Source organism: Geothrix limicola, assembly GCF_030268085.1.
Lineage (GTDB): Bacteria > Acidobacteriota > Holophagae > Holophagales > Holophagaceae > Geothrix > Geothrix limicola.
Window position 1 is genome coordinate 526,513 of sequence record NZ_BSDE01000001.1, and the last position, 21,761, is coordinate 548,273.

Genomic DNA, 21,761 nt, shown 5'->3' on the forward strand with positions numbered 1-21,761 from the left:
GGCTACAGGAATGAATGGAATGTTAGTCCATCAAAAATTGGAGTTGATGAAACACGGGGCCTGTCATGACAGGCCCCGTGGGTTCGACGTTCCGGTGGATGCCCGGAGTCTTAGATCCTACTTGCGCTTCTTGCCGCCCTTGCCGTTGACTTCGTCAGCGAGCTTCTTGCCGGGCTTGAACTTGGCAACCTTCTTGGCGGCGATCTTGATGGGTTTGTTGTCGCGGGGATTGCGGCCGGTGCGGGCACCGCGGTTGGCGACGGAGAAGGTGCCGAAGCCGACGAGGGTGACCTTGTCGCCCGCGCGGAGAGCACCAGCAATACCACCGAGGACCTGGTCCAGGGCCGCAGCAGCCTGGGCCTTGGTGATGCCGGCCTTGTCGGCGACGGCGCTGACCAGTTCAGCCTTGTTCATGAGAACCTCCGAAATTGGGGAGTTGTATCCCCGGGGGTGAAAGAAACGATTCCATCTCCAGGAAGAGATGGCCGTATTTATTGGGTTTTCGAACATCATGAGCCCCGAGAGGCTGATGAATCCTGTATTTCCTAAACTGCCAAGAAACTACGCCGCAGATGCAGCATGGTCAAGGATTTTCTTTCCGAAAAAAATGGAGAGCGGCACTGTTGGGCGATCTGAAGGGGCATGGAACATGAAAGTGGCCGGAAATGCTCGACCATAAGTCTCGTGGATCTCGTAGATCCCCGTAGAACGGCTGCTCCGGCCATCTCCTGACCACTCGAACCGGTCCAGGCCTAAGATGGAGCGATGTCCTACCCCTACTTTCTCACGGTGGCTTACGCTGGGACCGGTTTCCACGGCTGGCAGATCCAGACATCCCTGCGCAGCGGTCAGGGCGAACTCTGGAAGGCCTTGAGGGCTTTCGATGCCGAGGCACCCATGCCACAGGGCACCGGGAGGACGGACGCGGGCGTGCATGCGCGGGCCCAGGGTGTGCTCGTGCATGTGCGAAAGGCCTGGGAGCCGTACCGGCTGCTCATGGCCTTGAACGCGCACCTGCCCAGGGATCTCCGCGTCATGGCGGTCCAGCCGGCGCCGGGGGGCTTCTTCCCCCGTCAGCATGCCGTGGCCAAGCGCTATGTCTACCGGCTGGGCCTGGGACCCGCCGCAGATCCCCTCCAGGCGACCTTCAGGTGGCAGGTCCACCAGGCGGCCCCGCTGGATCTGGAGGCCATGGCGAGGTCAGCGGCACCGCTCCTCGGAACCCACGACTTCTCCAGCTTCCGCTGCGCCGAATGCGTCGCCAAGACGCCCGTGCGGACCCTCCATGCCATCCGGATCCAGGAGGTGGAAGGGGGCGCGGACCTGGTCTTCGAAGGCAGCAGCTTCCTCATGCACCAGGTGCGCATCATGGCCGGCACCCTCGTGGAGGTTGGCCGGGGCAGGCGCGCCGAGGATTCGCTGGCGGAGGTGCTTGAGGCGAGGGATCGGGTGCGGGCCGGCCTCACGGCGCCCCCCCATGGATTGTGTTTGGAGAAGGTCTGGTACGAAACCCGGTGGGGCCTGGGAGAACCCAGCCCCTTCGGCGACCGCGATCAGTCGAGGTAGAACCCGACGCCCTGCCAGACCTTGAAGCGGGTCTTCCCGTCCTTGGAGGACGCCGGATCGAAGACGAGGTGCTTGGCGGCCTCCACGCAGGCCTCTCCTGCATCCCGGGCCTCCGGGGACTCGCCAGCGAGGCCCTGGATCAGACGGGCGGCGATCACATCACCCTTCTCGCTGATCAGGACGTTGACCACGACCACGCCCTTGGGACGGGCCGCGAAGAAGCTGGAGGACTTGAGGCGTGGGGTCGCGCGGTTGAGGTTGATGGGTCTTGCGGGTTGAATCTCTTCGCCCAAAGGAACGAGGTCCCCCTCGCCCGGAATGGCGCTGGCTTTGACCTGGAGCGTCGCGTTCTCGGACTTCAGGCGCTTGACCTCTTCCTGGGCCTCCGCCGCGGCGGTCTTGGTCTCCCGGAGTTCCTTCAGGATGGCGTCGCCGCCTCCCTGGTTCTCCTTGAGGGTGGCTCGGAGCAGGTCCGCTTCCTTGCGGGCCGCCTCGGCTTCGGATCGCGCGAGATCCCTGGCCTTCTTGGCGCTCGCGACCTCCTCCTGCAGGTCGGCGGTGGCCGCGAGGCGCTGTTTCAAATCATCACGCTCTTCCGTGAGCCGGTTCACCTGGCTCTGAAGTTGGGCGGTCGTGGGCTTCTTGGCCGCGGCCAGGGGCAGGGCCAGGAGAAGCAGGGACAGGACAAGACGCATGAGACCTCCGGTGGCGGGAGGGTTCAGCGCTGGGTCCTGAACTGATCGCCTCCCTGGGCGGGTTTCGTGGTCTTGAGAATCCCACGCTTCAGCAGCTTGGAGAAGATGCTGAGGCATTCGGCCGGCTCAAACGGGGCGATGGAAAGGATGTCGCGGATGCTCCACAGGCCGTTCACGCGGCTGGCGAGGAAGGCCTCGTTGGGGCCGAGGTTGGTGGTCATCAACTCGTCCAGGGAGACCGCGAGTTCGGGAACCAGGTCCTGATCCAGTTTCTTTTCTTCGAGAAGATCCTGGACCACCGCCATCATCTTGTTCGCGTCGAGGTGGCGCGGCTGGTCCTTGAGGATGCGCCGAAGCTCCTCCTGGGCTTCCTGGAGCTTCTGCTTCTCCACCAGGGCCCGGGCCCGCTGAAGCTGGAGGCTGGGGTTCTCGCCCAGGTTGCCGCCCGCGTTCACGATGCGCACGAGGCCCTTCTCGTGCAGGTCGAAGAGCAGCTTGTTGATCTTGTATTCGGGCATCCGCATGTCGATCACCAGCTGATCCACACGCTTGTTCCCGTCGAGCCGGGCGAGGATGTCTGCGTCTTCGGGCGCGAGGGGTAGCCGCTCGGCGATGGCTTCGGAAATGGCCGACAGCACCGCGTCGCCGCCCTTGATGACCTTGCGGATGCGCTTCCAGTCGTCCAGGCGTCGGGCGCCTTCGAGCACGATGCCGGTGACGTCCAGGCTGAGCAGCATGGACTTCTGATGGGAAGCCGCGCCATCGTGGAACTCGAAGCTGCCGACGTTCCAAAGGAAGGTGTCGAAGATGCTTTCCTCGACCTTCAGCTGCACGATGCGGCGGATCTCGGCTTCGGTGACCAGCTGCCGGTTGATGAGGATCCGGCCGAGTAGTTGCTGTTCATCCTCCTGGGTGGCCAGGGCGTCGCGCAGCTGCTCTTCGCTGATGCGGTTGAAGGCGAGCAGGTACTGGCCCAGGTACTCCCGAGGATCGGAAGACCAGATGCTCGTGATGCGCCCCTCGTGAAAGGCCACCCGCTTCGTGTGCAGGGGCCCCTTGAGTTCCAGCACACCGGTCTTCTTGCCCACGGCAAGCCACTGGAAGATGTCTTCCAGTCCCATGGTCGCCAGATCACCACTTAGCGCCAACGGCTGCCTCCCCTTGCGACAAGCCTACCCCGGTCCCTGTCATAAAAACCAGATCCATCCAAAAATACAAACGCCATCTCCACCCTGCCTCACCTATCGGCACCCCCAAACGTTTCGATAGGGGGAGATCGGTCTCAGAGCCTGGAAAGGGTTTCCCGGATGGCCCGGTTCAGCAGGTCGGGATGGTGCCGGGCCATGGGTGCCTCGGGGTCCAGTAGGGGGAACTTATAGACCGGGATGTCCAGGATCCGGTCGGCCTCGGTCAGGAGCGGTTCCCCGCCTTCGACCTGGTACCGCGCCAGCATGTCCGGGCGCAGGGGGGCCGCATTGGCGATGATGGCGGAGATCCGGGTGCGCCCGAAGGCAGAAATGGCCGCCACGTGGGTCTCCAGGTCCAGGCCGGACGTTTCCCCGGGCTCGGTCATGAGGTTCGCAACATAGACCACCGGCGACCGGGAGGATTCGACGGCCTCCTGCAGATCCTGCAGCAGGAGGTTGGAGATGGTGGAGGTGTAGAGGCTGCCGGGGGAGAGCAGGATCAGATCCGACCTCAGCAAGGCCAGCACGGCCTCGGGCAGGGGTTCAGCATCCTGTGGCTCCAGCCAGAGCCGCGCGAGGGGAGGGGTGCAGGACCCGACCGACGTCTCGCCGATGTAGTGCTTCCCGGCCATGTCCTCGGCGCAAAGCGTGACCGGCACGACGGTGGAGGGAAAGAGGCGCCCCAGGGTGACGAGCACGCCGGACAGCTGCCGGATGGCCCGCACCCAGTCGCCGGTGAGATCCGCCAGGGCCCAGAGCATCAGGTTGCCCAGCGAATGTCCGGCCAGATTGCCGTCGCCCCGGAACCGGTAGTTGAGCAGATCGGACAGCGCCGAGTCTTCCAGCGTGAGGGCCGAGAGGCAGTTGCGCAGATCCCCGGGGGGGATGCCGCCCAGCTCGTCCCGCAGGCGGCCGGAGGAGCCGCCGTTATCCGAGACGGTGACGATGCCCGTCAGCTTCCATGGGTCGCGGCTGCGCCCGGCCTCGCGTTTGAGGGCGCGCAGGAGCGCCGCGAGACCCGTGCCGCCACCCAGCGCCACCACCCGCAGGGGTTGGTCTGGATCAAGGCCTGTGAGGCCAGCCATGGCTGATCCCGGGGCTCAGCGGCCTTCGGTGAAGGCGAAGAGCGGAGACTTGCGGATGGGATTGAAATCCGGCTCCATGTGCCACTGGTAGACGAAGTCCGCATCCAGTTCCACGGCCTTCTTCAGGGACTCCGCCGAGGCCTCGGTGTTCTCGTCCTGCGCGAAGGCGACGGCGCGCAGGTAGTGGAGCGAACCCATGGTCGGGTGGGCCTTGATGGCTTTTTCGCTGAGCTTGAGGGCCTCTTCGGTCTCGCCGCGGTTCAGGCAGGCCTGGATCTCCGTGACGGGGTCGGCGGCGACGGCCTTGGCGGGATGGTTCTTGGAATCCGCCAGGGCGAGATAGACCTGGGCCCGGCGCTTCATGGACCAGTCACCGGCGGCCTGGGCCGCCTCCGCCAGGGCCTGCAGCGCGCTGGCGGCCTCGGGGAACTTGCCGGCTTCCACCAGCTTCACGGCCTTGGTGAAGTCGAGCACGAGCTGGGAGGGCACGGCCGGCGAGGGCGCCGAGGTGGACTTGGATGCGGATTCGGTCTTAGCCTTCGTCGCCATGCGGGGATCCTCTAGATGCTTTGAAGAAACTATAGAGTGACAGGGTTTCTCCGGCAAATCCGGGTTCGCATGGCGACGGGGACGTTGATCACATTTTGAACAGGGCTTTTTCCTGGTTCAGGATGCGGGTCGAGACCAGGGTCATCAGGCCCGCGAGGCCCACTGTCATGGCGAAGGAGACCAGGTATTCCAGCCAGCTGAACTGCTGACTGAACAGTTTACGGAGGGCCAAGCAGACGTTCACGACGGGCACGTAGGAGAGGAAGGCCATCTTGTCCACGCCCGGCGCCATGGTGAACACGCCCAGGAAGATCACGAGGAACATGCCCGGCATGATCGCCGTGCCCGCTTCGACCGTGGTTTTGGCCTGGATGCCCATGAGCAGGATGAAATTCGCGAAGAACAGGCCCAGGGGAACCATGATCATGAAGGTGAGCCCCAGGGTCATGGGGTTGGCGATGGCCGACATGGTCTGCACCGAACTGGTGGAATCGCTGCCCAGGATGGAGATCGAGAGGCCCAGGCTCACCAGGTTCAGTAGGGCGGAGATCACCCCGATGCTGAAGATGTAGAGCAGCTTCCCGAGGATGATCTGGATCCGGGGCAGTCGCGTGGCCATGAGGCTCAGCAGCGTCTGGCGCTCCTTCTCGCCGGCCGTGGCGTAGATCCCGTGCTGCATCGAACCCGAATACATCATGATCATCAGCAGATAGGGCAGCATCGTGCCGATGGCCTTGCCCACCTCCAAGGCCGTGTCGGCGGCGTTCTTCACCTCGAGCTTGAGGGGCTCGGCCAGTTGCGGCGAGGCGCTGAGCGTCTTGAGGCGGGTCTGGATCCAGTTCTTCTCCTGGGGCTCCAGGGCGCCCTTCAGCCGCTTGAGGGCGATGTTCGAGGCGCGCTCGCTTTCGTCCACCGTGGCCGTGACCTGGAAGGTCTCCTGCTTCTGGAGGGCCGCGCCGGCTTCGGGGGCGACTTCCAGCGCCAGCTCCAGCTTCTGATCCCGGATGGCCTGCCTGAGGTCGCCCTCGGGCTTGGCCACCAGTTCGAACTGCTTGGGATCGGCTTTCAGGATGGGGACCAGGGTGGCGGAGGGGTCAACGAGGTAGATCCGGCTGGCCTTGTTGCGGTTCTGATCCTCGCTGCGCTTGCCCAGCTTCGCCATCATGGTGAAGATCGCCGGGTAGAGGAGAAAGGGCATCACGAAGACGAGAAAGAGGGTCTTCCGGTCCTTGGTGAGCTCCAGGAATTCCTTCTTGGCAATGAGCAGGGCGCCGCGCATCAGTTGGCTCCTTCGGATTCAGCCGCGAGTTGGAAGAAGACTTCGTCGAGCGTCTTGGCGCGCCGGGATTGCAGGATTTCCCGCGGTGGCGCGTCCCCGTGCAGCTTGCCGTCGAAGATGATGCCCACGCGGTCGCAGATGTCTTCGACCATGGGCATGACGTGGGTGGAGACGATCACGGTGCGGCCCTCTTCGCGCATGATGCGCAGCAGGTCCAGCACGGTCTTGGCGGTGAGCACGTCGAGGCCCGTGGTGGGTTCGTCGAAGATCACCACCTTGGGATCGTGCAGCAGGGCCCGGGCGATGCTCACCTTCTGCTTCTGGCCCGACGAGAAGCCGTCCATCTTGACGTCGGCGAAATCCGAGAGCTGGAGCTTGTCCAGCAAGTGAAGGCCGCGGCGCTCGGCCACGAGCGGATCCACGTCCTGGAACTCGCCGAAGAGACGCAGCAGCTCCCGGGGTGTGAAGCGGGTGTAGACGCCCATGTCCGTGCTGAGGTAGCCCAGGCAGCTGCGGACGGCCTCGGGCTTCTGCTTCGTGTCCTGGCCGCACACTTCGATGCTGCCGGAGTCGGGGTCCATCAGACTGGCGATCATCCGCAGCGTGGTGGATTTGCCGGCGCCGTTGGGCCCAAGCAGCCCGTAGATCTCGCCGGGCTTCACGGTGAGGGAAATGCCGCGCACGGCATCGATGCACTTGCTGCTTCGTGTCTTGCGATCCTTCACGGTGAAGGATTTGTGGACCTCATTCAGGTGGATCACCTGGGCCTCCGGATGGGAAGGCCCCAGTTTACGGAAGGGCGCGAAAGAACCCTTCCGCCCATCGGCGAACGGGGCGGGCCGACCGGCGAACGGAAGGGGCTGGACCCCCAGTGGTGGCCCCCAATCGTGGCGTTTAGTGGTGACCGAGCACGCCGCTGAGCCCGAGCGCCAGCATCACGGCGCCCATGCCCAGGCAGTAGAGGGCGAAACCGTTGAGCCGGGGCTTGCGCGTGAACCGGTCCAGCAGCCCGATGGCGAGGTAGCCGGAGATGGCGGAGGCGATCACGCCCACGACGCAGAGCATCACGGGAGAAGCGGAACCCGCAGGGAAGGCCATGTCCGGGGGCAGGGGCAGGTGCTTCATGAGGGGCTTGAGCAGGCCCCGCAGCTCGACCACCGCCGCCGCGGCGATGGTGGGCATGCCCAGCAGGAAGCTGAAGCGGGCCGAAGCCGGGAGCTTCAGGCCGCGGAACACGCCGACGGAAATGGTGGATCCCGAACGGGACAGCCCGAAGCCGCCGCCGATGCCCTGGATGGTGCCCACGGCCAGTGCGTCCATGGCGCGCAGGTCCTGGATGTCGCGGCCTGCGAGATCCTGCTCGTTGAGGCTCGCCCTCTCCTTGCTGAGGTGGTTGGCGATGAACAGCAGCACGGCGGTGCAGAGTAGGCCCACGCCGTAGACCCAGAGGTGCTCCTTCGCGGCCTCCTTCACGCCCCGTGTGGCCATGCCGAAGATGCCCGTGGGGATCATCGCGACGAAGAGCCAGATCGCCAATCGGCGCCCCTCCTTGTCCCGCCCGAAACAGCCCATGAGCACCTGGACCAGTTCGTGGCGGAAGTAGATGGCGAGGGCCACCAGGGTGCCCACGTGCAGCAGCACGTCGAAGGCGAGTGGCATGGCGCGGCCCCCGAACATCAGGTGCTCGGCCAGCGTGAGGTGCGCCGTGGAGGACACGGGCAGGAATTCCGTCAGGCCCTGGATGAGACCCAGGAGGATGGCGTGCAACAGGTTCATTCGGGCTCCGGCACAAAGGATCAGTGTGCCAGAGCGCCGCTATTCCACAGAATCCCGTCTCTAACCTTCCTCCACGGGAATACGCCTCAGGATCGCCAGGTATTCGCGGTGCTCCTTCCAACCGCGCACCATGGCCAGGGCGCCCCAGATCAGCACCACATAGATGAGGACGAGAATGCCGACGCCCAGGACGTCGCCGAAGAGCCCCCATCCCTGCTTCAAGGGCGGGGCGGGCGGTCCGAAGCTGAAGATGAAGAAGGGGATGAGCCAGAGCATGCACTGGCCCACCAGCACCACGTAGGCGCGGGCTTCCTCGATGCCGCGGATGGCCCAGGGCATGGCCAGGAGGTAGAGGAACGGCATCACGAGAATCCACATCGGAGTCGGCTGGAGGGCCGCCTGAGGCGGATGGGCGACCAATCGGCCCGACGCGAAGGCATAGAGGGCCGCGAGCAGGACCGCGAGCAGGAACAGGGCGAGGCCCAGGATCCAGCGCCACCGGCGACGCTCATAGGCCACGTCCGTCAGGGCGCGCACGGGACCCAGTCCCCGGTAGACGAGTGGCCCGATGATCGACTTGGCCACCAGCCAGAGCAGGGGGACCCACACGAGGAATTCCACGAGGAGGCGGTTGAGGACATGGATACCCATGAAGTTCGGACTGAGTGCTGCGACGACGAGGACCACGGCCAGTAGCCCGCCCAGTGCGGTCGCCAACCCGCTCTTCCGGGCTTGGAAGGTCGCGTAGTCGCGGGTGAGGGTTTCCAGGGTCTTCAGATCGGGCGTGGTCATGGCTTTCCTTCCTTCGGCAGCAGGGCCCGGAGTTGCTGGTGGTAGAGGCGCAGGGCCGTGCGGCCCTCTTCGGTGATGCGGAAACTGGTGACGGGGATGCGGCCCTGGAAAGCCTTCACGGTTTCGAGATAGCCGGCGGCTTCCAGCTTCTGCGTGTGGCTCGACAGGTTCCCCTTGCTGAGGCCCGTGACGCGCTGGAGGAAGAGGAAGGCCACCTCCTCGGCGGAGGCGAGCACCGTGAGCACGGCCAGCCGCGCGGGTTCGTGGACGATCCGATCGAGGTCGAGGATGGCTTTGGGGATGGCGCTGGGATGGGAGCCTGTTTTGACCATGAAACTAGTTTGCAATACAAACTAGTTTCGTCAACCGAAAACCTGCACCCGTGATTGAATCGTTCCATGCGACCCATCGATCTTCGTTCCGACACTGTCACAAAGCCCTCGGCCGAGATGCGCGCGGCCATGGCCTCCGCCGAGGTCGGTGACGACGTGCTGGAGCGCGATCCCACGCTTGCGCGCCTGGAGGGCCGCGTAGCGGATCTGCTGGGCCTGGAGGCGGCGATCTGGGTGCCCTCGGGCTGCATGGGCAACCTCATCGCGCTGATGCTGCACCTGCGCCGCGGCGACCGGTTCCTGGCTCCGGCGCAGGCGCACGTGCTGGGTTCCGAATTGGGAACAGGCGCCTGGCTGGCGGGGGGCATGCCCGAGGCCCTGGCCTGGGAAGGCGGCCCCGGTCGGCCCACGCCCGCGCAGATCACCAAGGCCGCCGGGGCGCCGGGGCCTTATTACACGTTGCGCACCACGCTGCTCTGCTTGGAGAACACGCACAATTTCGCGGGCGGCACGGTGACGCCCGTGGCGGAGCATCGCGCCCTCGTGGCCGCGGCCAAGGCCGCCAAGCTGGCCGTGCACCTGGACGGCGCGCGCCTGTGGCACGCGGCGGCGGCGCTCGATCTGCCCCTCTCTGCTTTGACGGAGGGCGTGGACACGGTGCAGGTCTGCCTGAGCAAGGGCCTGGGCGCGCCCATGGGATCGCTGCTCTGCGGCTCGAAGCCCGCCATGGAGGAGGCCCGCCGGGTGCGCAAGATGCTGGGCGGCGGCGTGCGTCAGGGCGGCGTGATCGGCGCGGCGGGCCTGATGGCCCTGGACTACCTGCCCCGTATCGAGGAGGACCACGCCAAGACCCGGCGCCTGGCCGAGGGTTTACGCGGCTTCGGCGTGGCCGCGCCGGTGCCCGAGACGAACATCCTCCTGCTGCCGGTGCCCGATGCCCCGGCGGCGCTCGCGGCCCTGGAAGGCGTGGGCGTGCGCGTCCTGCCCGTGGGATCGGCCATCCGCTTCATCCCCCATCGCGACCTCGCCATGGCCGATATCGAAGAGGCCCTGGGCCGCATCGAGCCCCTGGCGCACCTGCTCCGGAGCGCCTGAGATGAAGGCCCGCACCGTTCTCGCCGCGCTCCTGGTGCTCGCGATCCTCGGCGGGGCTGGGTACCTCGTCTACCTCGACACCCTGATCCCCGTGCCCCTGGCCGCGGGGCAGGATCTCTTCGTCAAAGCGAACCCGGATTTCGGGGAAGACGCCGCCCGACTGGAGGCGCTGATGCCTGCAGGGCAGGGGCTCGAGGCCTTCCTGGCGGCCCAGTCCGATCTCAGCCTGATCGAGCAGGATCCGTCGGGTGCCTGGGCCGGGCAGCTGGCTTCCGGACTCGAGGTCTCGCGTCACGGACGGCGCTGGCGCATCACGTTGCGCGAGGGCTGGCGGATGCAGAACGGATCCACCCTGGACGCCGCGCAGGTTCAAGCCGCGCTCCGGGCTGAAGTCGCAGCCCTCGGTGGTGAGATCCGCCTCGTCGACACCGGCACCCTGGACCTGCGGTTCAAGCAGCGGCCGAAGAATCTGCGATACCGGCTGGCCCACTGGCGGGTGCCGGGCAGCGGACCCTTCATCCGAAAAGACCACACCCTTCTCCGCTTCGATGCATTCACCCGCGGAAAGGCCGGTGTGGCTGGGCTCACCGTCATCACAGACTCAAGCCTGATGGAAAGCCGGGCCTGGGCCGAGGGGCTGGTTGCGGGCCGCTGGGCCTGGGCGGTGTTTCCCGGCAACATCGCGCCAGAGGACATGGCCAAGGTGCGGCTTGCCCCCTACGACGAACTCCGCATGAAGGATGGCAGCGTCTGGTTCCTGTCCCGCCGTCTTCGACGACTGCGCCCCAACACCGCGGACTGGACGGGCACCCGGATCTTCGGTGCCTGGAAGGGTGCCATCGATCTGCCCTTCGATCCGCTCGGCCTTTGACGCTGCGGTCTCCAGGCGCAGACCCTCTTCCGTCAATCCAGCAGGAACCAGCCTTCGATCACCTTGACGGCCCGGCCTCCGATCCGCACACGTTCTCCCACCAGCTCACAGGCCAATTCGCCACCTCGCGGAGAGGCCTGGAAGGCGCGCAGGCGACGCTTTCCCAGGCGCTCGGCCCAGTAGGGAATCAACGTGCAGTGCGCGCTTCCCGTGACGGGGTCCTCCGGGATGCCGTCTCCGGGAAAGAAGCAACGGGACACAAAATCATGACCCAGGCCAGGCGCGGTGATGAGTAGCGCCATGCCAGGCAGGCCCTTCATCGCTTCGAAGTCGGGTACCACGGCGCGCAGGGCGGCTTCATCGCTCAGCACCGCCATCACATCCCGGGATTGCCGCACCTCCTCTGGCGGGAGACCAAGGATCGAGGCCACCTGATCGGCCAGCTCGGGTGCAGGCCGGCCCGGCCTCGATGGGAAATCCAGGACAAGTTCCTCCCCCACGCGATCCACGAAGAGGGGGCCGCTCTGGCTTTGGAAGGCGACTCGGCTGGAAGCGGGTTCCAGCTCGTTCAGGATGAGCCAGGCGCTGGCCAGGGTGGCGTGGCCGCAGAGGTCCACCTCAGCGACGGTCGTGAACCAGCGGATCCGCCACTGATCGGCCTCTTTCACCAGGAAGGCCGTTTCCGACAGGTTGTTCTCCGAGGCAATGCGCTGCATGAGGGCATCGGGGAGCCAGGCTTCCAGGGGCATCACGGCGGCGGGATTGCCTTCGAAAGGGCGGGAGGCGAAGGCATCGATCTGGTACAGGGGCAGACGCATGGGGGCCTCTACGGTGGCTTGGCGAGGAAGTCGTGATGAACCTTTCGAGGGGTTCTGTTGGAGAAACCTCGCCTATTCCAGGTTCGCGGACTGCTCCCGGATCTGGTCCAGGACGCCCTTGGCCTCCATCACGGCGCGCGTCATGTCGATGCGTTTGCACTTGCTGCCGGTGGTGTTGAGTTCGCGCAGCACCTCCTGGCACCAGACGTCCACGGCCTTGCCTTCGAGGCGGCCCTTGGCGAGCCGTTCGGCGAAATCATCGAGGTGGGCCGCGAGCCGGATGAGCTCTTCCCGCACGTCCTGCCGCTCGGCCAGCACGCCGGCCTCCGCCAACAGGCGTTCCGCGGGCAACTGACCCGCGAGGCGCGCATCCTCCAGGATCTGCTCGATGCGCTGGCGGTAGAGGCCCGGCAGCTCGGCGGCCTGGGTTTCCGCCTCGGCCTGCAGACGTTCCCGCAGGGCTTTGAGCCGCGCCAGACCCTGTTCGAAAAAGGGCCGCAGCCGGTCCGCCTCGCGTGAGCGACCCGCGTTCCACGTCTCGAGCAGGGCCTTCAGGGCTTCGTGGACGGGTCCCTCCAGCCGCTCGCCGAGATCCGAGGCCGGCGGCTGGAAGGCGCCGGGGAGGCGGAAGAAGGCCTCGGCCGTCAGGGCCGGGAGATGCAGCCATTCGGCATCCTCCTGCCAGCCCTTGGCCACGGCCCGCAGCAGGGCGCGGTTGAGGCGTGGTTCGAGGGAAGGCTCATCCTGCACCTCGATGCTGAGGTCGAGCTTGCCGCGCTGGGCCGCGTCGCGGATCCGCGCGCGGAGGCCGGCTTCCAGGGGAAACAGCGCGGGGGGAAGGCGCAGGCTCAGGTCCAGGGATTTGGAATTGACGCTGCGCAAGGTGAGGCGCAGCTGGCCGGCCTCCAGTGGGCGGACAATTTCGGCGAAGGCGGTCATGGATTTCATGGGCGATCCTGGTCAGGTAGGCCCCAGCTTAGCGCAGGGCCCGCTACGGGTTCCCGAACTGGGACCTCCGAGGCGTTTATAAAGGGGATGGCTGGGTGCCCTTGCTTCTTGAGGATTTGAACCGATTGTACGGGATGGTTCGTCTGGGCCGGGATGCGGGTGTGCGATGCGACACGTGTGCCGAGTGGTCATGGCCTTCTTTCTTGTTGTCTCGGCAGGGTGTGTTCACCGCCCGGCCGAATCCCCTGAGGTCCGTCAGCAGCGCTACGAGGTCTGCCTGGCCCAGGGCCGCGCCTTCCTGGCCGAGGCCGATTACGGGCAGGCCGTGCAGTCCTTCGAGGCGGCGGTTCGCTGGGTGCCGGATTCGTCTCAGGGCCAGGCACTGCTCGGGTTCGCGTATCTGAAGATTCGAAGAGTGGATCTCGCAGAGAGGGCATTGTTGAAGGCGGTCGCCCTGGATCCAGGCAACGTGCCCGCGCTCTGCAACCTCGGCGTGGTGAGCGTCAAGAACCAGAAGTTCGAGGAGGCGCGGGTCCGCCTGGAGCGGGCTGTGGCCCTCGATCCCGCCTTCGCCGTAGCCCAGTTCAACCTCGGGAACCTGTTGATGCACATGGGCGATTTCGCGAAGGCCAGGCAGACGCTGGCGCGGGCCTTCGAGCTCGATCCGAGCCTCGCGGCCTCGGCCCCCTCCAGCACCGTCGGCTTCCAGGGGGATGCGCATCCTCTGCAGACCTGCCTGGGCTTCGTGCGGGTGTACGCCCTGACCGGCAACGTCGAGGAGACCGTGCGGTTCATGGAGGAGGCCCGCCGTCTGGGCTTCAGGGACTGGCGCCCGCTGCTGGCCGAGGCGGATTTCGACAAGGTGCGGGACCATCCTGAGGTTCAAGCCTTCCTTCTGTGAGAAAAGCCTGAACCTCGACCCAGCTTCGGGATCAGACCTTCTGGATGTCCAGCCAGGGCGCCTCCTGGCGGCGGCGCGCCTCGTAGGCGGTGATGTCGGCCAGGTTCGCCTCCGTGCGCTTGATCTCGTCCAGGCCTTCCAGCAGGACGGCCTTGCGCGCGGCCTCGATCTCGAAGGTGAAGGTCTGTCCTCCGCCGCGCACCTGCTGGGCGGGGAGATCGATGGTGAGCGGGCCTTCGCAGGCCGCCAGACTCTCAATGGCTTCGCCGGGCAGCGTCACCGGCAGCAGACCGTTGGAGAAACAGTTGTTGAAGAAGATGTCGGCGAAGCTCGGCGCGAGGATGGCTCGGATGCCGAAATCCTTGAGGGCCCATGGCGCGTGTTCGCGGCTGGAGCCGCAGCCGAAATTGGGGCCCGCGAGCAGGATCGAGGCCTTCCGGTAGGGCGCCTGATTGAGCACGAAATCGGGCCGCTCTCGGCCATCGGAGTCGTAGCGGATCTCATGGAAGAGGTTCCGCCCGAGGCCCGAGCGCACGAGCGTCTTGAGGAACTGCTTGGGGATGATGAGGTCCGTGTCGATGTTGGCGCGGAGCAGGGGCGCGGCGGTCCCGGTGAGTACGGTGAACGGATCCATCTCAGGCTCCCATCAGGCGGCGGACATCGGTGAAGTGGCCCGCGACAGCGGCGGCGGCGGCCATGCCGGGGCTCACCAGGTGGGTGCGGCTGCCGCGGCCCTGGCGGCCCTCGAAGTTGCGGTTGCTCGTGCTGGCGCAGCGGACGCCTTCGGCCAGCCGGTCATCGTTCATGCCGAGGCACATGCTGCAGCCGGGCTGGCGCCATTCGAAGCCGGCTTCCGTGAAGATGCGGTCCAGCCCTTCGGCTTCGGCCTGGCGCTTCACCAGGCCCGAGCCCGGCACCACCAGGGCGCGGATGCCCGCGGCGACCCTGCGGCCGCGCGCCACGGCGGCGGCTTCGCGCAGATCCTCGATGCGGCCGTTGGTGCAGGAGCCGATGAAGACGGCCTGCAGGGCGATGTCTTCGATGGGCGTCCCGGGCTTCAGGTCCATGTATTCGAGGGCCCGGAGCATGGCCTGGCGGTCCTCGGCGCTGGTGGCCTGGTCGGGATCGGGCACGCGACCGGCGACGTCCGTCACCCACTGGGGACTGGTGCCCCAGGTGACTTGCGGAGCGAGTGCGGAGACATCCAGCACGACGTCGGTGTCGAAGCTGGCCTGCGCGTCGCTGGCCAGTGTGCGCCAGTGCGCGAGGGCGGTGTCCCACAGCGCTTCCTTGGGTGCGAGGGGGCGGCCCTTCAGGTAGGCGAAGGTCGTCTCGTCCGGGGCGATCAGGCCCGAGCGGGCGCCCGCTTCGATGCTCATGTTGCACAGGGTCATGCGGCCTTCCATGGAGAGGGCCCGAACGGCATCGCCCGTGAACTCCATGACGTGCCCCGTGCCGCCGGCAGTGCCGATGCGGCCGATGAGGGCGAGGGCCAGGTCCTTGGCGCCGAGGCCCGCGGGCAGGGCGCCTTCGAAGCGCACGCGCAGGTTCTTGGATTTGCGCTGAGGCAGGGTCTGGGTGGCCATGACGTGTTCGACTTCGCTGGTGCCGATGCCGAAGGCGAGGGCGCCGAAGGCGCCGTGGGTGCTGGTGTGGCTGTCGCCGCAGACGATGGTGGTGCCGGGCAGGGTGAAGCCCTGCTCGGGTCCGACGACGTGGACGATGCCCTGGCGTTCGTCCAGCAGAGGCAGGTAGGGCACACCGTAGGAGGCCACGTTGGCTTCGAGCGCCTCCACCTGCAGGCGGCAGGTCTCGTCGGCGATGCCCTTTTCGCGGTCGATCGTGGGCACGTTGTGGTCGGCGACCGAAAGGATGGCGTTGGGCCGGCGCAGGGGGCGCCCGGCCTCGCGGAGGCCCTCGAAGGCCTGGGGGCTGGTGACTTCATGCACGAGGTGGCGGTCGATGTAGAGCAGGCTGGTGCCATCGGCGCGCGTGGTGACGAGATGCTCGTCCCAGATCTTGTCGTAGAGGGTGCGGGGACTCATGTTCGCTTTCTCCTGGCAACGGCTTCGGTGTGGGTGAAATCGGTGGCGCGGATGAGCTGGAGGAAGGCCTTGGCGGCGTGCGACATGGCCTCCTCGCGCCGGGTGACGATGCGGATGAGCTTCTCGACCTGCAGCTCCTTCACGGCCACCTCCACCAGCCTTCCCCGGCGGACGGCCTCCAGCACGGTCATGCGGGGGAGGATGGCCAGTCCCGCGCCGAGGGCGACGAACTCCTGGATGGTGGCGAGGGACCCCAGCTCCATGGTGATGCGCAACGGTGTGCCGCAGCGGGCGAAGAGGTCGATGATGGCGTTGCGGGTGGGCGTGATGGCGTTGTGGGCCACGAAGGTTTCGCGGCCGAGGGATTCCAGCGAGATCTCGTGGCGCCGCGCCAGCCGGTGATCCGGGGGCACCACGAGCACCATGTGGTCGCGGAGGATGACCTCGCTCATCAGCTCGGGGTGCATGGGGTCATAGGAGACGAAGCCGATGTCGAGACGCCGTTCCAGCACCTCGGCGGGAATGCGTTCGGAACTCTGCCGGTAGGCCTGGATCCGGATGGCGGGGTGGGCCTGCTGGTAGGCCAGCAGCACGCTGGGCAGCAGGAATTCCGTCACACTTTCGTTGGCGCCGATGTTCAGGCGGCCCTGCTGCAGGCCCTTCAAGGCGCCGAAGGTGTCGAGGATCTGCTTGCGCAGGTCGAACATACGCTGCGCCAGGGGCAGAAGCGTGGCTCCGGCGTCCGTCAGGGTGCCGCCCTTGGTGGTGCGGTCGAGCAGGGTTTCGCCCAGCTCCTCCTCCAGCCGCTTGAGCGCGAGGCTCACGGCGGGCTGGGTGCGGTACAGGCGTTCCGCGGCCCGCGAGAAACTCTTCTCCCGCGCTACCACCAGAAAGGTCTCCAGCTGCCCAAGGTCCATGACGGCTCCGTTCCGAAGTGTAGGATCCGAAGAATAACTTATGGAATGATAAAAAAAATTAAATATATTTATGATCCTACTCGCGCCATCTTCAGGTGATCCCTCCGGTCAGTCCGGGCTCAAGGAGCATCCCGAATCATGGGTACCCAGCGGATCACCATCTTCGATACGACCCTCCGCGATGGCGAACAGTCGCCCGGCTGCAGCATGAACCTGGACGAGAAGCTGCAGATGGCCCGCCAGTTGGAGGTCCTGGGCGTGGATGTCATCGAGGCCGGCTTCCCCGTGGCTTCGGACGACGACTTCGCTGCCGTGCAGGCCATCGCCCGCGAATGCCGCAAGCCCGTGATCGCAGCCCTGTGCCGGGCCATCCCCCGCGACATCGACCGGGCCTGGGAGGCCCTCAGGGAGGCCGAGCGGCCGCGCATCCATACCTTCCTGGCCACCTCGGACATCCACCTGGCCTACAAGCTGCAGAAGACTCGCGAAGAAGCCCTGGAGATGATCCGAGAGGGCGTGGGCCGGGCCAAGTCGTACTGCGACGACGTGGAATTCTCCGCCGAGGACGCCACCCGCAGCGATTGGGATTTCCTCGTGGAAGTCTTCACCGTCGCCATCGAGGCCGGCGCCACCGTGCTGAACGTGCCGGACACCGTCGGCTACACGGTGCCCGATGAATACGCGAAGCTCATCACCCACCTGCGCGAGCGCGTGCCCGGTATCGATGGCGTGACCATCAGCGTGCATTGCCACAACGATCTCGGCCTGGCCGTCGCCAACTCGCTGGCCGCCGTTTCGGCCGGGGCGCGGCAGGTGGAATGCACGGTGAACGGCATCGGCGAGCGCGCCGGGAATGCCGCGCTGGAAGAAGTGGTCATGGCCCTTTCGGTCCGCCGCGACGTGATGCCCTTCGCCACGGGCGTGAACCAGGAGGCCATCTACCGCACCAGCCAGACCCTGGCCAACATCACCGGCATCGAGGTGCAACCCAACAAGGCCATCGTCGGACGCAACGCCTTCGCCCACGAGAGTGGCATCCACCAGCACGGCATGCTGAGCCACCGCTCCACCTACGAGATCATGACGCCCGAATCCGTCGGCGTGCGCCGTACGCACCTCGTGCTGGGCAAGCATTCCGGCCGCCACGCGCTGGCCAAGCGCTTCGAGGAGCTGGGTTACCCGCTGGATCGCGCCGAGCTCGACAAGGCCTACAAGCTCTTCACCAAGCTCAGTGATCAGAAGAAGGAGATCTTCGACGAGGATCTGCTGGCCATCGTCCGCGACGGCCTCACGCACATCCCCGAAACCTTCAAGCTGCGTGCGCTCCAGGCCACGGCCGGCACCTCGATGTTTGCCACGGGCCTCGTCACCCTCGCGACCGATGAGGGCGATGCCACGGAGACAGCCATGGGCGACGGCCCCGTGAATGCGGTGTTTGCGGCCGTGGACAAGCTGACGGGCCTGAAAGGGCGGCTGCTGGATTTCCGGATCCACGCCATCACCGGCGGGGCGGACGCGGTGGGCGAGGTGTTCGTCCAGGTGGAATTCGACGGGGTGGCCCACGGCGGCAAGGGCGCCAGCACGGACATCGTGGAAGCCAGTGTCCGTGCCTATCTCAACGCGACGAACAAGGTGCTCTTCGCCCGCCGGGCGGCCCTCGCGCCGCTCGAAATCCAGGCGAGGCCGTAAATGGAGGACAAGATGCCCGATCCCAAATCCGACGCAGCCGAGCTTCCGGCCAAGGTGGTTCAGAAGATCCAGCCCTCGGGCACGAACGGCGCCGAAGGCGCTAACCCCGAACCCGATGCCTACGGCTGGGGGGTGTGAGCATGGACGTCCGCATCACCGTGCTTCCCGGCGACGGCGTCGGTCCCGAGGTCACCGCCGAGGCTGTGGCCTGCCTGAAGTCCGTGGCCGAGCGGTATGGCCACCGGTTCGAATTCCAGGAGGCGCTCATCGGCGGTGCCGCCGTGGATGCCACTGGCGATCCCTTGCCCGAGGCGACGCTGAAGGCCTGCCAGGGCAGCGATGCCGTGCTGCTGGGCGCCGTCGGCGGCCCGGCCTGGGACAAGCATCCACGGGACCAGAGGCCCGAGTCGGGCCTGCTGCGCCTGCGGAAGGCTCTGGGTCTCTACGCCAATCTGCGCCCCGTGAGCGTGCACCCGGCCCTGGAGGATGCCTCGCCGTTGAAGCCCGAGGTGGTGCGTGGGACGGATCTGATGTTCGTGCGCGAACTGTCGGGGGGCCTCTACTTCGGCGAGCCCCGCTCGTATTCGGATCAGGCGGCCGTAAACACGCTGGCCTACACCCGTGCCGAGGTGGAGCGCGTGGCCAAGATGGCCTTCGAACTGGCCTCGTCGCGCCGGAAGCGCCTCACGTCCGTCGACAAGGCGAACGTGCTGGAGACGTCGCGGCTCTGGCGCAAGGTCGTGGATGATCTCGCCCCGGCCTATCCGGATGTCGCCGTGCAGCACGCCTACGTGGACAGCTTCGCCATGTCCCTCATCACGCGGCCTCGCGACTTCGACGTGGTGCTCACGGAAAACCTCTTCGGCGACATCCTCAGCGACGAGGCTGCCGTGCTCGCGGGTTCCCTCGGCCTGCTGCCTTCGGCGAGCCTGGGCGGCAGCGTGGGGCTCTACGAGCCCATCCACGGCTCTGCACCCGATATCGCGGGCCAGGATCGCGCCAACCCCATCGGCACGATTCTCTCGGCCGCCATGCTGCTGCGCCACGGCCTGAATCTCACCGCCGAAGCCGCTGAGCTGGAAGCCGCCGTCGATCAGACGCTGCGCGAAGGGCACGGCACTGGCGATCTGAAGGGCGCCCGCCAGGCTCACGGCACCCGTTCTCTGGGGGCCTGCGTCCGCGAGCGGCTCGCCGCCGCCGTCACTCCTTCACGATGAACGAATCCCGCGTGGCTGCAGCCAATCTTGTCTTGACAGCCTGCGGGCCCACCCCGACACTCGATGCCTATGAACGCCCCCTCCACCACCATTCAGGCTTCCGCGACCCAGTCGTCGCCGGTCGTCCGCCTGCTGGTAGGCCTGGTAGCCATCTCCGCCGTCCTGATTATTAGCGGCGAGGTGGGGGCACCCTAGGTTCGGAAGATTCACCGAAACCGGCCCCGCACCTCGAAAGATGCGGGGCCTTTTCACATCTGGTCCCAATGTCTTCGAGGTCGGCGGCCTTCCCCAGAAGGAAGACGCATGACGGACGCAGGACAACCCCTCAACCGGAACAGCCGGGTCATCACCCAGGGCGCCCACCGCGCGCCGGCCAGGGCCATGCTGAAGGCCGTCGGATTCACGGACGAGGATCTGGCCAAGCCGATCATCGGCATCGCGAACACCTGGATCGAGATCGGTCCTTGCAACTACCACCTGCGCGAGCTGGCGGAGCGTGTGAAGGCGGGCGTGCGCGCCGCGGGCGGCACACCCATGGAGTTCAACACCGTCTCGATCAGCGACGGCATCACCATGGGCACCGAAGGCATGAAGGCCTCGCTGGTGAGCCGCGAGGTCATCGCGGATTCCGTCGAGCTGGTGGCTCGCGGCAACGCCTTTGACGGCCTCGTCTGCCTCTCGGGTTGCGACAAGACCAACCCCGGTGTGGCCATGGCCCTGGCCCGCCTCGATATCCCCGGCCTGATCCTCTATGGCGGTTCGACAGCGCCTGGCGAATGCGATGGCAAGGACCTCACGGTGCAGGATGTCTTCGAGGCCGTGGGCGCCCACAGCTCCGGCAAGCTGGACGACGCGGGCCTGAAGGCCGTCGAGGATGCGGCCTGCCCCGGCGCCGGCGCTTGCGGCGGACAGTTCACGGCCAACACCATGGCCGCCAGCCTCGAGCTCATCGGCCTCAGCCCCATGGGTTTCAATGGCATCCCCGCGGAAGACCCGCGCAAGGGAGAGGCCGCCGAGACCTGCGGACGCCTGGTGATGGACCTGGTGCGGAATGATGTGCGCCCCAGCGCCATCCTGACCCGGGCCGCCTTCGAGAACGCCATCGCCTCGGTGGCCGCCACCGGCGGCTCCACCAACGCCGTGCTGCACTACCTGGCCCTGGCCCGGGAGGCGGGCGTGCCCCTCAGCATCGATGATTTCGACCAGATCAACTCCCGCACACCGCTGCTGGCGGATCTCAAACCCGGCGGGCGCTTCACGGCGCCGGATCTCCACGCCGCAGGCGGCATCCGGTTGGTGGCCCAGCGGCTGCTGGAAGGCAAGCGGCTGCATGGCAGCGCCCTGACGGTCACGGGCCGCAGCCTGGCGGAGGAGTTGGCTTCGGCTCAGGAGACGCCGGGCCAGCAGGTGGTGCGTCCCTTCGCGAACCCCATCAAGCCCAGCGGCGGCCTCGTCATCCTGAAGGGCAGCCTGGCTCCCGAGGGCTGCGTCATCAAGGTGGCCGGTCATGAGCGGCTGCACCACACGGGCCCGGCCCGCGTCTTCGAAACGGAGGATGACGCCTTCGCCGCCGTGCAGGCGGGCCGCATCGACCCGGGCGACGTGGTGGTGATCCGCTACGAAGGCCCCAAGGGTGGCCCCGGCATGCGCGAGATGCTGGGCGTGACGGCAGCCCTCATGGGCGCGGGTTTGGGCGATTCGGTGGCGCTGCTCACGGATGGCCGCTTCTCCGGCGCCACCCGCGGCCTGATGGCGGGCCACGTGGCACCCGAGGCGGCCGTGGGCGGCCCCATCGCGCTGGTGCGGGAGGGTGACACGGTGGTCTTCGACGTCCCGACGCGAAGGCTCGATCTGAAAGTTTCCGAAGACGAACTGGCGAAACGTCGGGCCGAGTGGAAAGCTCCGGCTCCCCGCTACCGCACGGGCGTCTTCGCCAAATTCGCCGCGACGGTGACCAGCGCCTCCGAAGGCGCCATCACGGTCGCGCGGTAAAGGAGGA

Annotated in this window: 23 protein-coding genes; 8 read left to right on the forward strand and 15 right to left on the reverse strand. The window is 66.6% G+C overall.

Annotation, left to right across the window (positions count from 1 at the left end; genetic code table 11):
• Nucleotides 1-117: 117 nt before the first annotated feature.
• The gene (locus QSJ34_RS02185; RefSeq protein WP_309568717.1) at nucleotides 118-513 is read right to left on the reverse strand and encodes an HU family DNA-binding protein; all 396 of its coding nucleotides are present in this window, start codon (nucleotides 511-513) and stop codon (nucleotides 118-120) included.
• Nucleotides 514-765: 252 nt separating this feature from the next.
• On the opposite strand from QSJ34_RS02185, the gene truA reads away from it, so the two are divergent.
• Nucleotides 766-1,566: a tRNA pseudouridine(38-40) synthase TruA gene (truA, locus tag QSJ34_RS02190; RefSeq protein ID WP_285569685.1), complete on the forward strand. Its 801-nt coding sequence runs from the start codon at nucleotides 766-768 to the stop codon at nucleotides 1,564-1,566.
• Here the strand turns inward: truA and QSJ34_RS02195 are convergent.
• From QSJ34_RS02195 to QSJ34_RS02235, 9 genes are all read right to left on the reverse strand, one after another.
• Nucleotides 1,554-2,261, reverse strand: a complete 708-nt coding sequence (locus QSJ34_RS02195) for a hypothetical protein (RefSeq protein WP_285569687.1) — start codon at nucleotides 2,259-2,261, stop codon at nucleotides 1,554-1,556. The genes truA and QSJ34_RS02195 overlap by 13 nt on opposite strands.
• A 23-nt stretch (nucleotides 2,262-2,284) precedes the next feature.
• Nucleotides 2,285-3,409, reverse strand: coding sequence for a DUF4388 domain-containing protein (locus QSJ34_RS02200; protein WP_285569690.1), 1,125 nt, complete (start codon nucleotides 3,407-3,409; stop codon nucleotides 2,285-2,287).
• A gap of 134 nt (nucleotides 3,410-3,543) precedes the next feature.
• Nucleotides 3,544-4,533 carry a gluconeogenesis factor YvcK family protein gene (locus tag QSJ34_RS02205; protein ID WP_285569692.1) on the reverse strand — a complete coding sequence of 330 codons (990 nt, stop codon included), beginning with the start codon at nucleotides 4,531-4,533 and terminating at the stop codon, nucleotides 3,544-3,546.
• 15 nt (nucleotides 4,534-4,548) lie between these two features.
• Nucleotides 4,549-5,082, reverse strand: coding sequence for a TPR end-of-group domain-containing protein (locus QSJ34_RS02210; RefSeq protein ID WP_285569695.1), 534 nt, complete (start codon nucleotides 5,080-5,082; stop codon nucleotides 4,549-4,551).
• 88 nt (nucleotides 5,083-5,170) lie between these two features.
• Nucleotides 5,171-6,361: an ABC transporter permease gene (locus tag QSJ34_RS02215; RefSeq protein WP_285569698.1), complete on the reverse strand. Its 1,191-nt coding sequence runs from the start codon at nucleotides 6,359-6,361 to the stop codon at nucleotides 5,171-5,173.
• Nucleotides 6,361-7,122, reverse strand: a complete 762-nt coding sequence (locus QSJ34_RS02220) for an ABC transporter ATP-binding protein (RefSeq protein WP_285569701.1) — start codon at nucleotides 7,120-7,122, stop codon at nucleotides 6,361-6,363. Before QSJ34_RS02220 ends, QSJ34_RS02215 begins: the two co-directional genes overlap by 1 nt.
• A 133-nt stretch (nucleotides 7,123-7,255) precedes the next feature.
• Nucleotides 7,256-8,137, reverse strand: a complete 882-nt coding sequence (locus QSJ34_RS02225; RefSeq protein WP_285569703.1) for an undecaprenyl-diphosphate phosphatase — start codon at nucleotides 8,135-8,137, stop codon at nucleotides 7,256-7,258.
• A 60-nt stretch (nucleotides 8,138-8,197) separates the two neighbouring features.
• The gene (locus QSJ34_RS02230; RefSeq protein ID WP_285569706.1) at nucleotides 8,198-8,929 is read right to left on the reverse strand and encodes a hypothetical protein; all 732 of its coding nucleotides are present in this window, start codon (nucleotides 8,927-8,929) and stop codon (nucleotides 8,198-8,200) included.
• Nucleotides 8,926-9,261 (reverse strand): winged helix-turn-helix domain-containing protein, encoded by a 336-nt coding sequence (locus QSJ34_RS02235; protein WP_285569709.1) that lies wholly within the window; start codon nucleotides 9,259-9,261, stop codon nucleotides 8,926-8,928. The genes QSJ34_RS02230 and QSJ34_RS02235 overlap by 4 nt, the downstream gene beginning before the upstream one ends.
• Before the next feature lie 66 nt (nucleotides 9,262-9,327).
• On the opposite strand from QSJ34_RS02235, the gene QSJ34_RS02240 reads away from it, so the two are divergent.
• Together QSJ34_RS02240 and QSJ34_RS02245 are read left to right on the forward strand one after the other, a co-directional pair.
• Nucleotides 9,328-10,356: a threonine aldolase family protein gene (locus QSJ34_RS02240; protein ID WP_285569711.1), complete on the forward strand. Its 1,029-nt coding sequence runs from the start codon at nucleotides 9,328-9,330 to the stop codon at nucleotides 10,354-10,356.
• A gap of 1 nt (nucleotide 10,357) precedes the next feature.
• The gene (locus QSJ34_RS02245) at nucleotides 10,358-11,227 is read left to right on the forward strand and encodes a periplasmic substrate-binding domain-containing protein (protein ID WP_285569714.1); all 870 of its coding nucleotides are present in this window, start codon (nucleotides 10,358-10,360) and stop codon (nucleotides 11,225-11,227) included.
• 32 nt (nucleotides 11,228-11,259) lie between these two features.
• Here QSJ34_RS02245 and QSJ34_RS02250 read toward each other — a convergent pair whose 3' ends face one another.
• Entirely contained in the window at nucleotides 11,260-12,045 is a 786-nt protein-coding gene (locus QSJ34_RS02250; RefSeq protein WP_285569716.1) for a PhzF family phenazine biosynthesis protein, read from the reverse strand.
• A 72-nt stretch (nucleotides 12,046-12,117) separates the two neighbouring features.
• Nucleotides 12,118-12,993 (reverse strand): YicC family protein, encoded by an 876-nt coding sequence (locus QSJ34_RS02255; protein ID WP_285569719.1) that lies wholly within the window; start codon nucleotides 12,991-12,993, stop codon nucleotides 12,118-12,120.
• Nucleotides 12,994-13,183: 190 nt separating this feature from the next.
• Here QSJ34_RS02255 and QSJ34_RS02260 point away from each other — a divergent pair, with 190 nt between their 5' ends.
• Nucleotides 13,184-13,894 carry a tetratricopeptide repeat protein gene (locus QSJ34_RS02260; RefSeq protein ID WP_285569722.1) on the forward strand — a complete coding sequence of 237 codons (711 nt, stop codon included), beginning with the start codon at nucleotides 13,184-13,186 and terminating at the stop codon, nucleotides 13,892-13,894.
• Nucleotides 13,895-13,925: 31 nt separating this feature from the next.
• On the opposite strand, the gene leuD is transcribed toward QSJ34_RS02260, so the two are convergent.
• From leuD to QSJ34_RS02275, 3 genes are read right to left on the reverse strand one after another with little or no spacing between them, the layout of a single operon-like run.
• A complete protein-coding gene (gene leuD, locus QSJ34_RS02265) occupies nucleotides 13,926-14,528 on the reverse strand; it encodes a 3-isopropylmalate dehydratase small subunit (RefSeq protein ID WP_285569725.1) in 603 nt (200 codons plus the stop codon).
• A gap of 1 nt (nucleotide 14,529) precedes the next feature.
• Nucleotides 14,530-15,939, reverse strand: a complete 1,410-nt coding sequence (gene leuC, locus QSJ34_RS02270) for a 3-isopropylmalate dehydratase large subunit (protein ID WP_285569728.1) — start codon at nucleotides 15,937-15,939, stop codon at nucleotides 14,530-14,532.
• Entirely contained in the window at nucleotides 15,936-16,856 is a 921-nt protein-coding gene (locus QSJ34_RS02275; protein WP_285569731.1) for a LysR family transcriptional regulator, read from the reverse strand. Before QSJ34_RS02275 ends, leuC begins: the two co-directional genes overlap by 4 nt.
• Nucleotides 16,857-16,994: 138 nt before the next feature.
• On the opposite strand from QSJ34_RS02275, the gene QSJ34_RS02280 reads away from it, so the two are divergent.
• From QSJ34_RS02280 to ilvD, 4 genes are all read left to right on the forward strand, one after another.
• The gene (locus tag QSJ34_RS02280) at nucleotides 16,995-18,545 is read left to right on the forward strand and encodes a 2-isopropylmalate synthase (RefSeq protein ID WP_285569733.1); all 1,551 of its coding nucleotides are present in this window, start codon (nucleotides 16,995-16,997) and stop codon (nucleotides 18,543-18,545) included.
• 12 nt (nucleotides 18,546-18,557) lie between these two features.
• A complete protein-coding gene (locus QSJ34_RS02285; protein ID WP_285569736.1) occupies nucleotides 18,558-18,683 on the forward strand; it encodes a hypothetical protein in 126 nt (41 codons plus the stop codon).
• A 2-nt stretch (nucleotides 18,684-18,685) separates the two neighbouring features.
• Nucleotides 18,686-19,762, forward strand: a complete 1,077-nt coding sequence (gene leuB, locus QSJ34_RS02290) for a 3-isopropylmalate dehydrogenase (RefSeq protein WP_285569739.1) — start codon at nucleotides 18,686-18,688, stop codon at nucleotides 19,760-19,762.
• 303 nt (nucleotides 19,763-20,065) lie between these two features.
• Nucleotides 20,066-21,754, forward strand: a complete 1,689-nt coding sequence (ilvD, locus tag QSJ34_RS02295; protein WP_285569740.1) for a dihydroxy-acid dehydratase — start codon at nucleotides 20,066-20,068, stop codon at nucleotides 21,752-21,754.
• Nucleotides 21,755-21,761 lie beyond the last annotated feature (7 nt).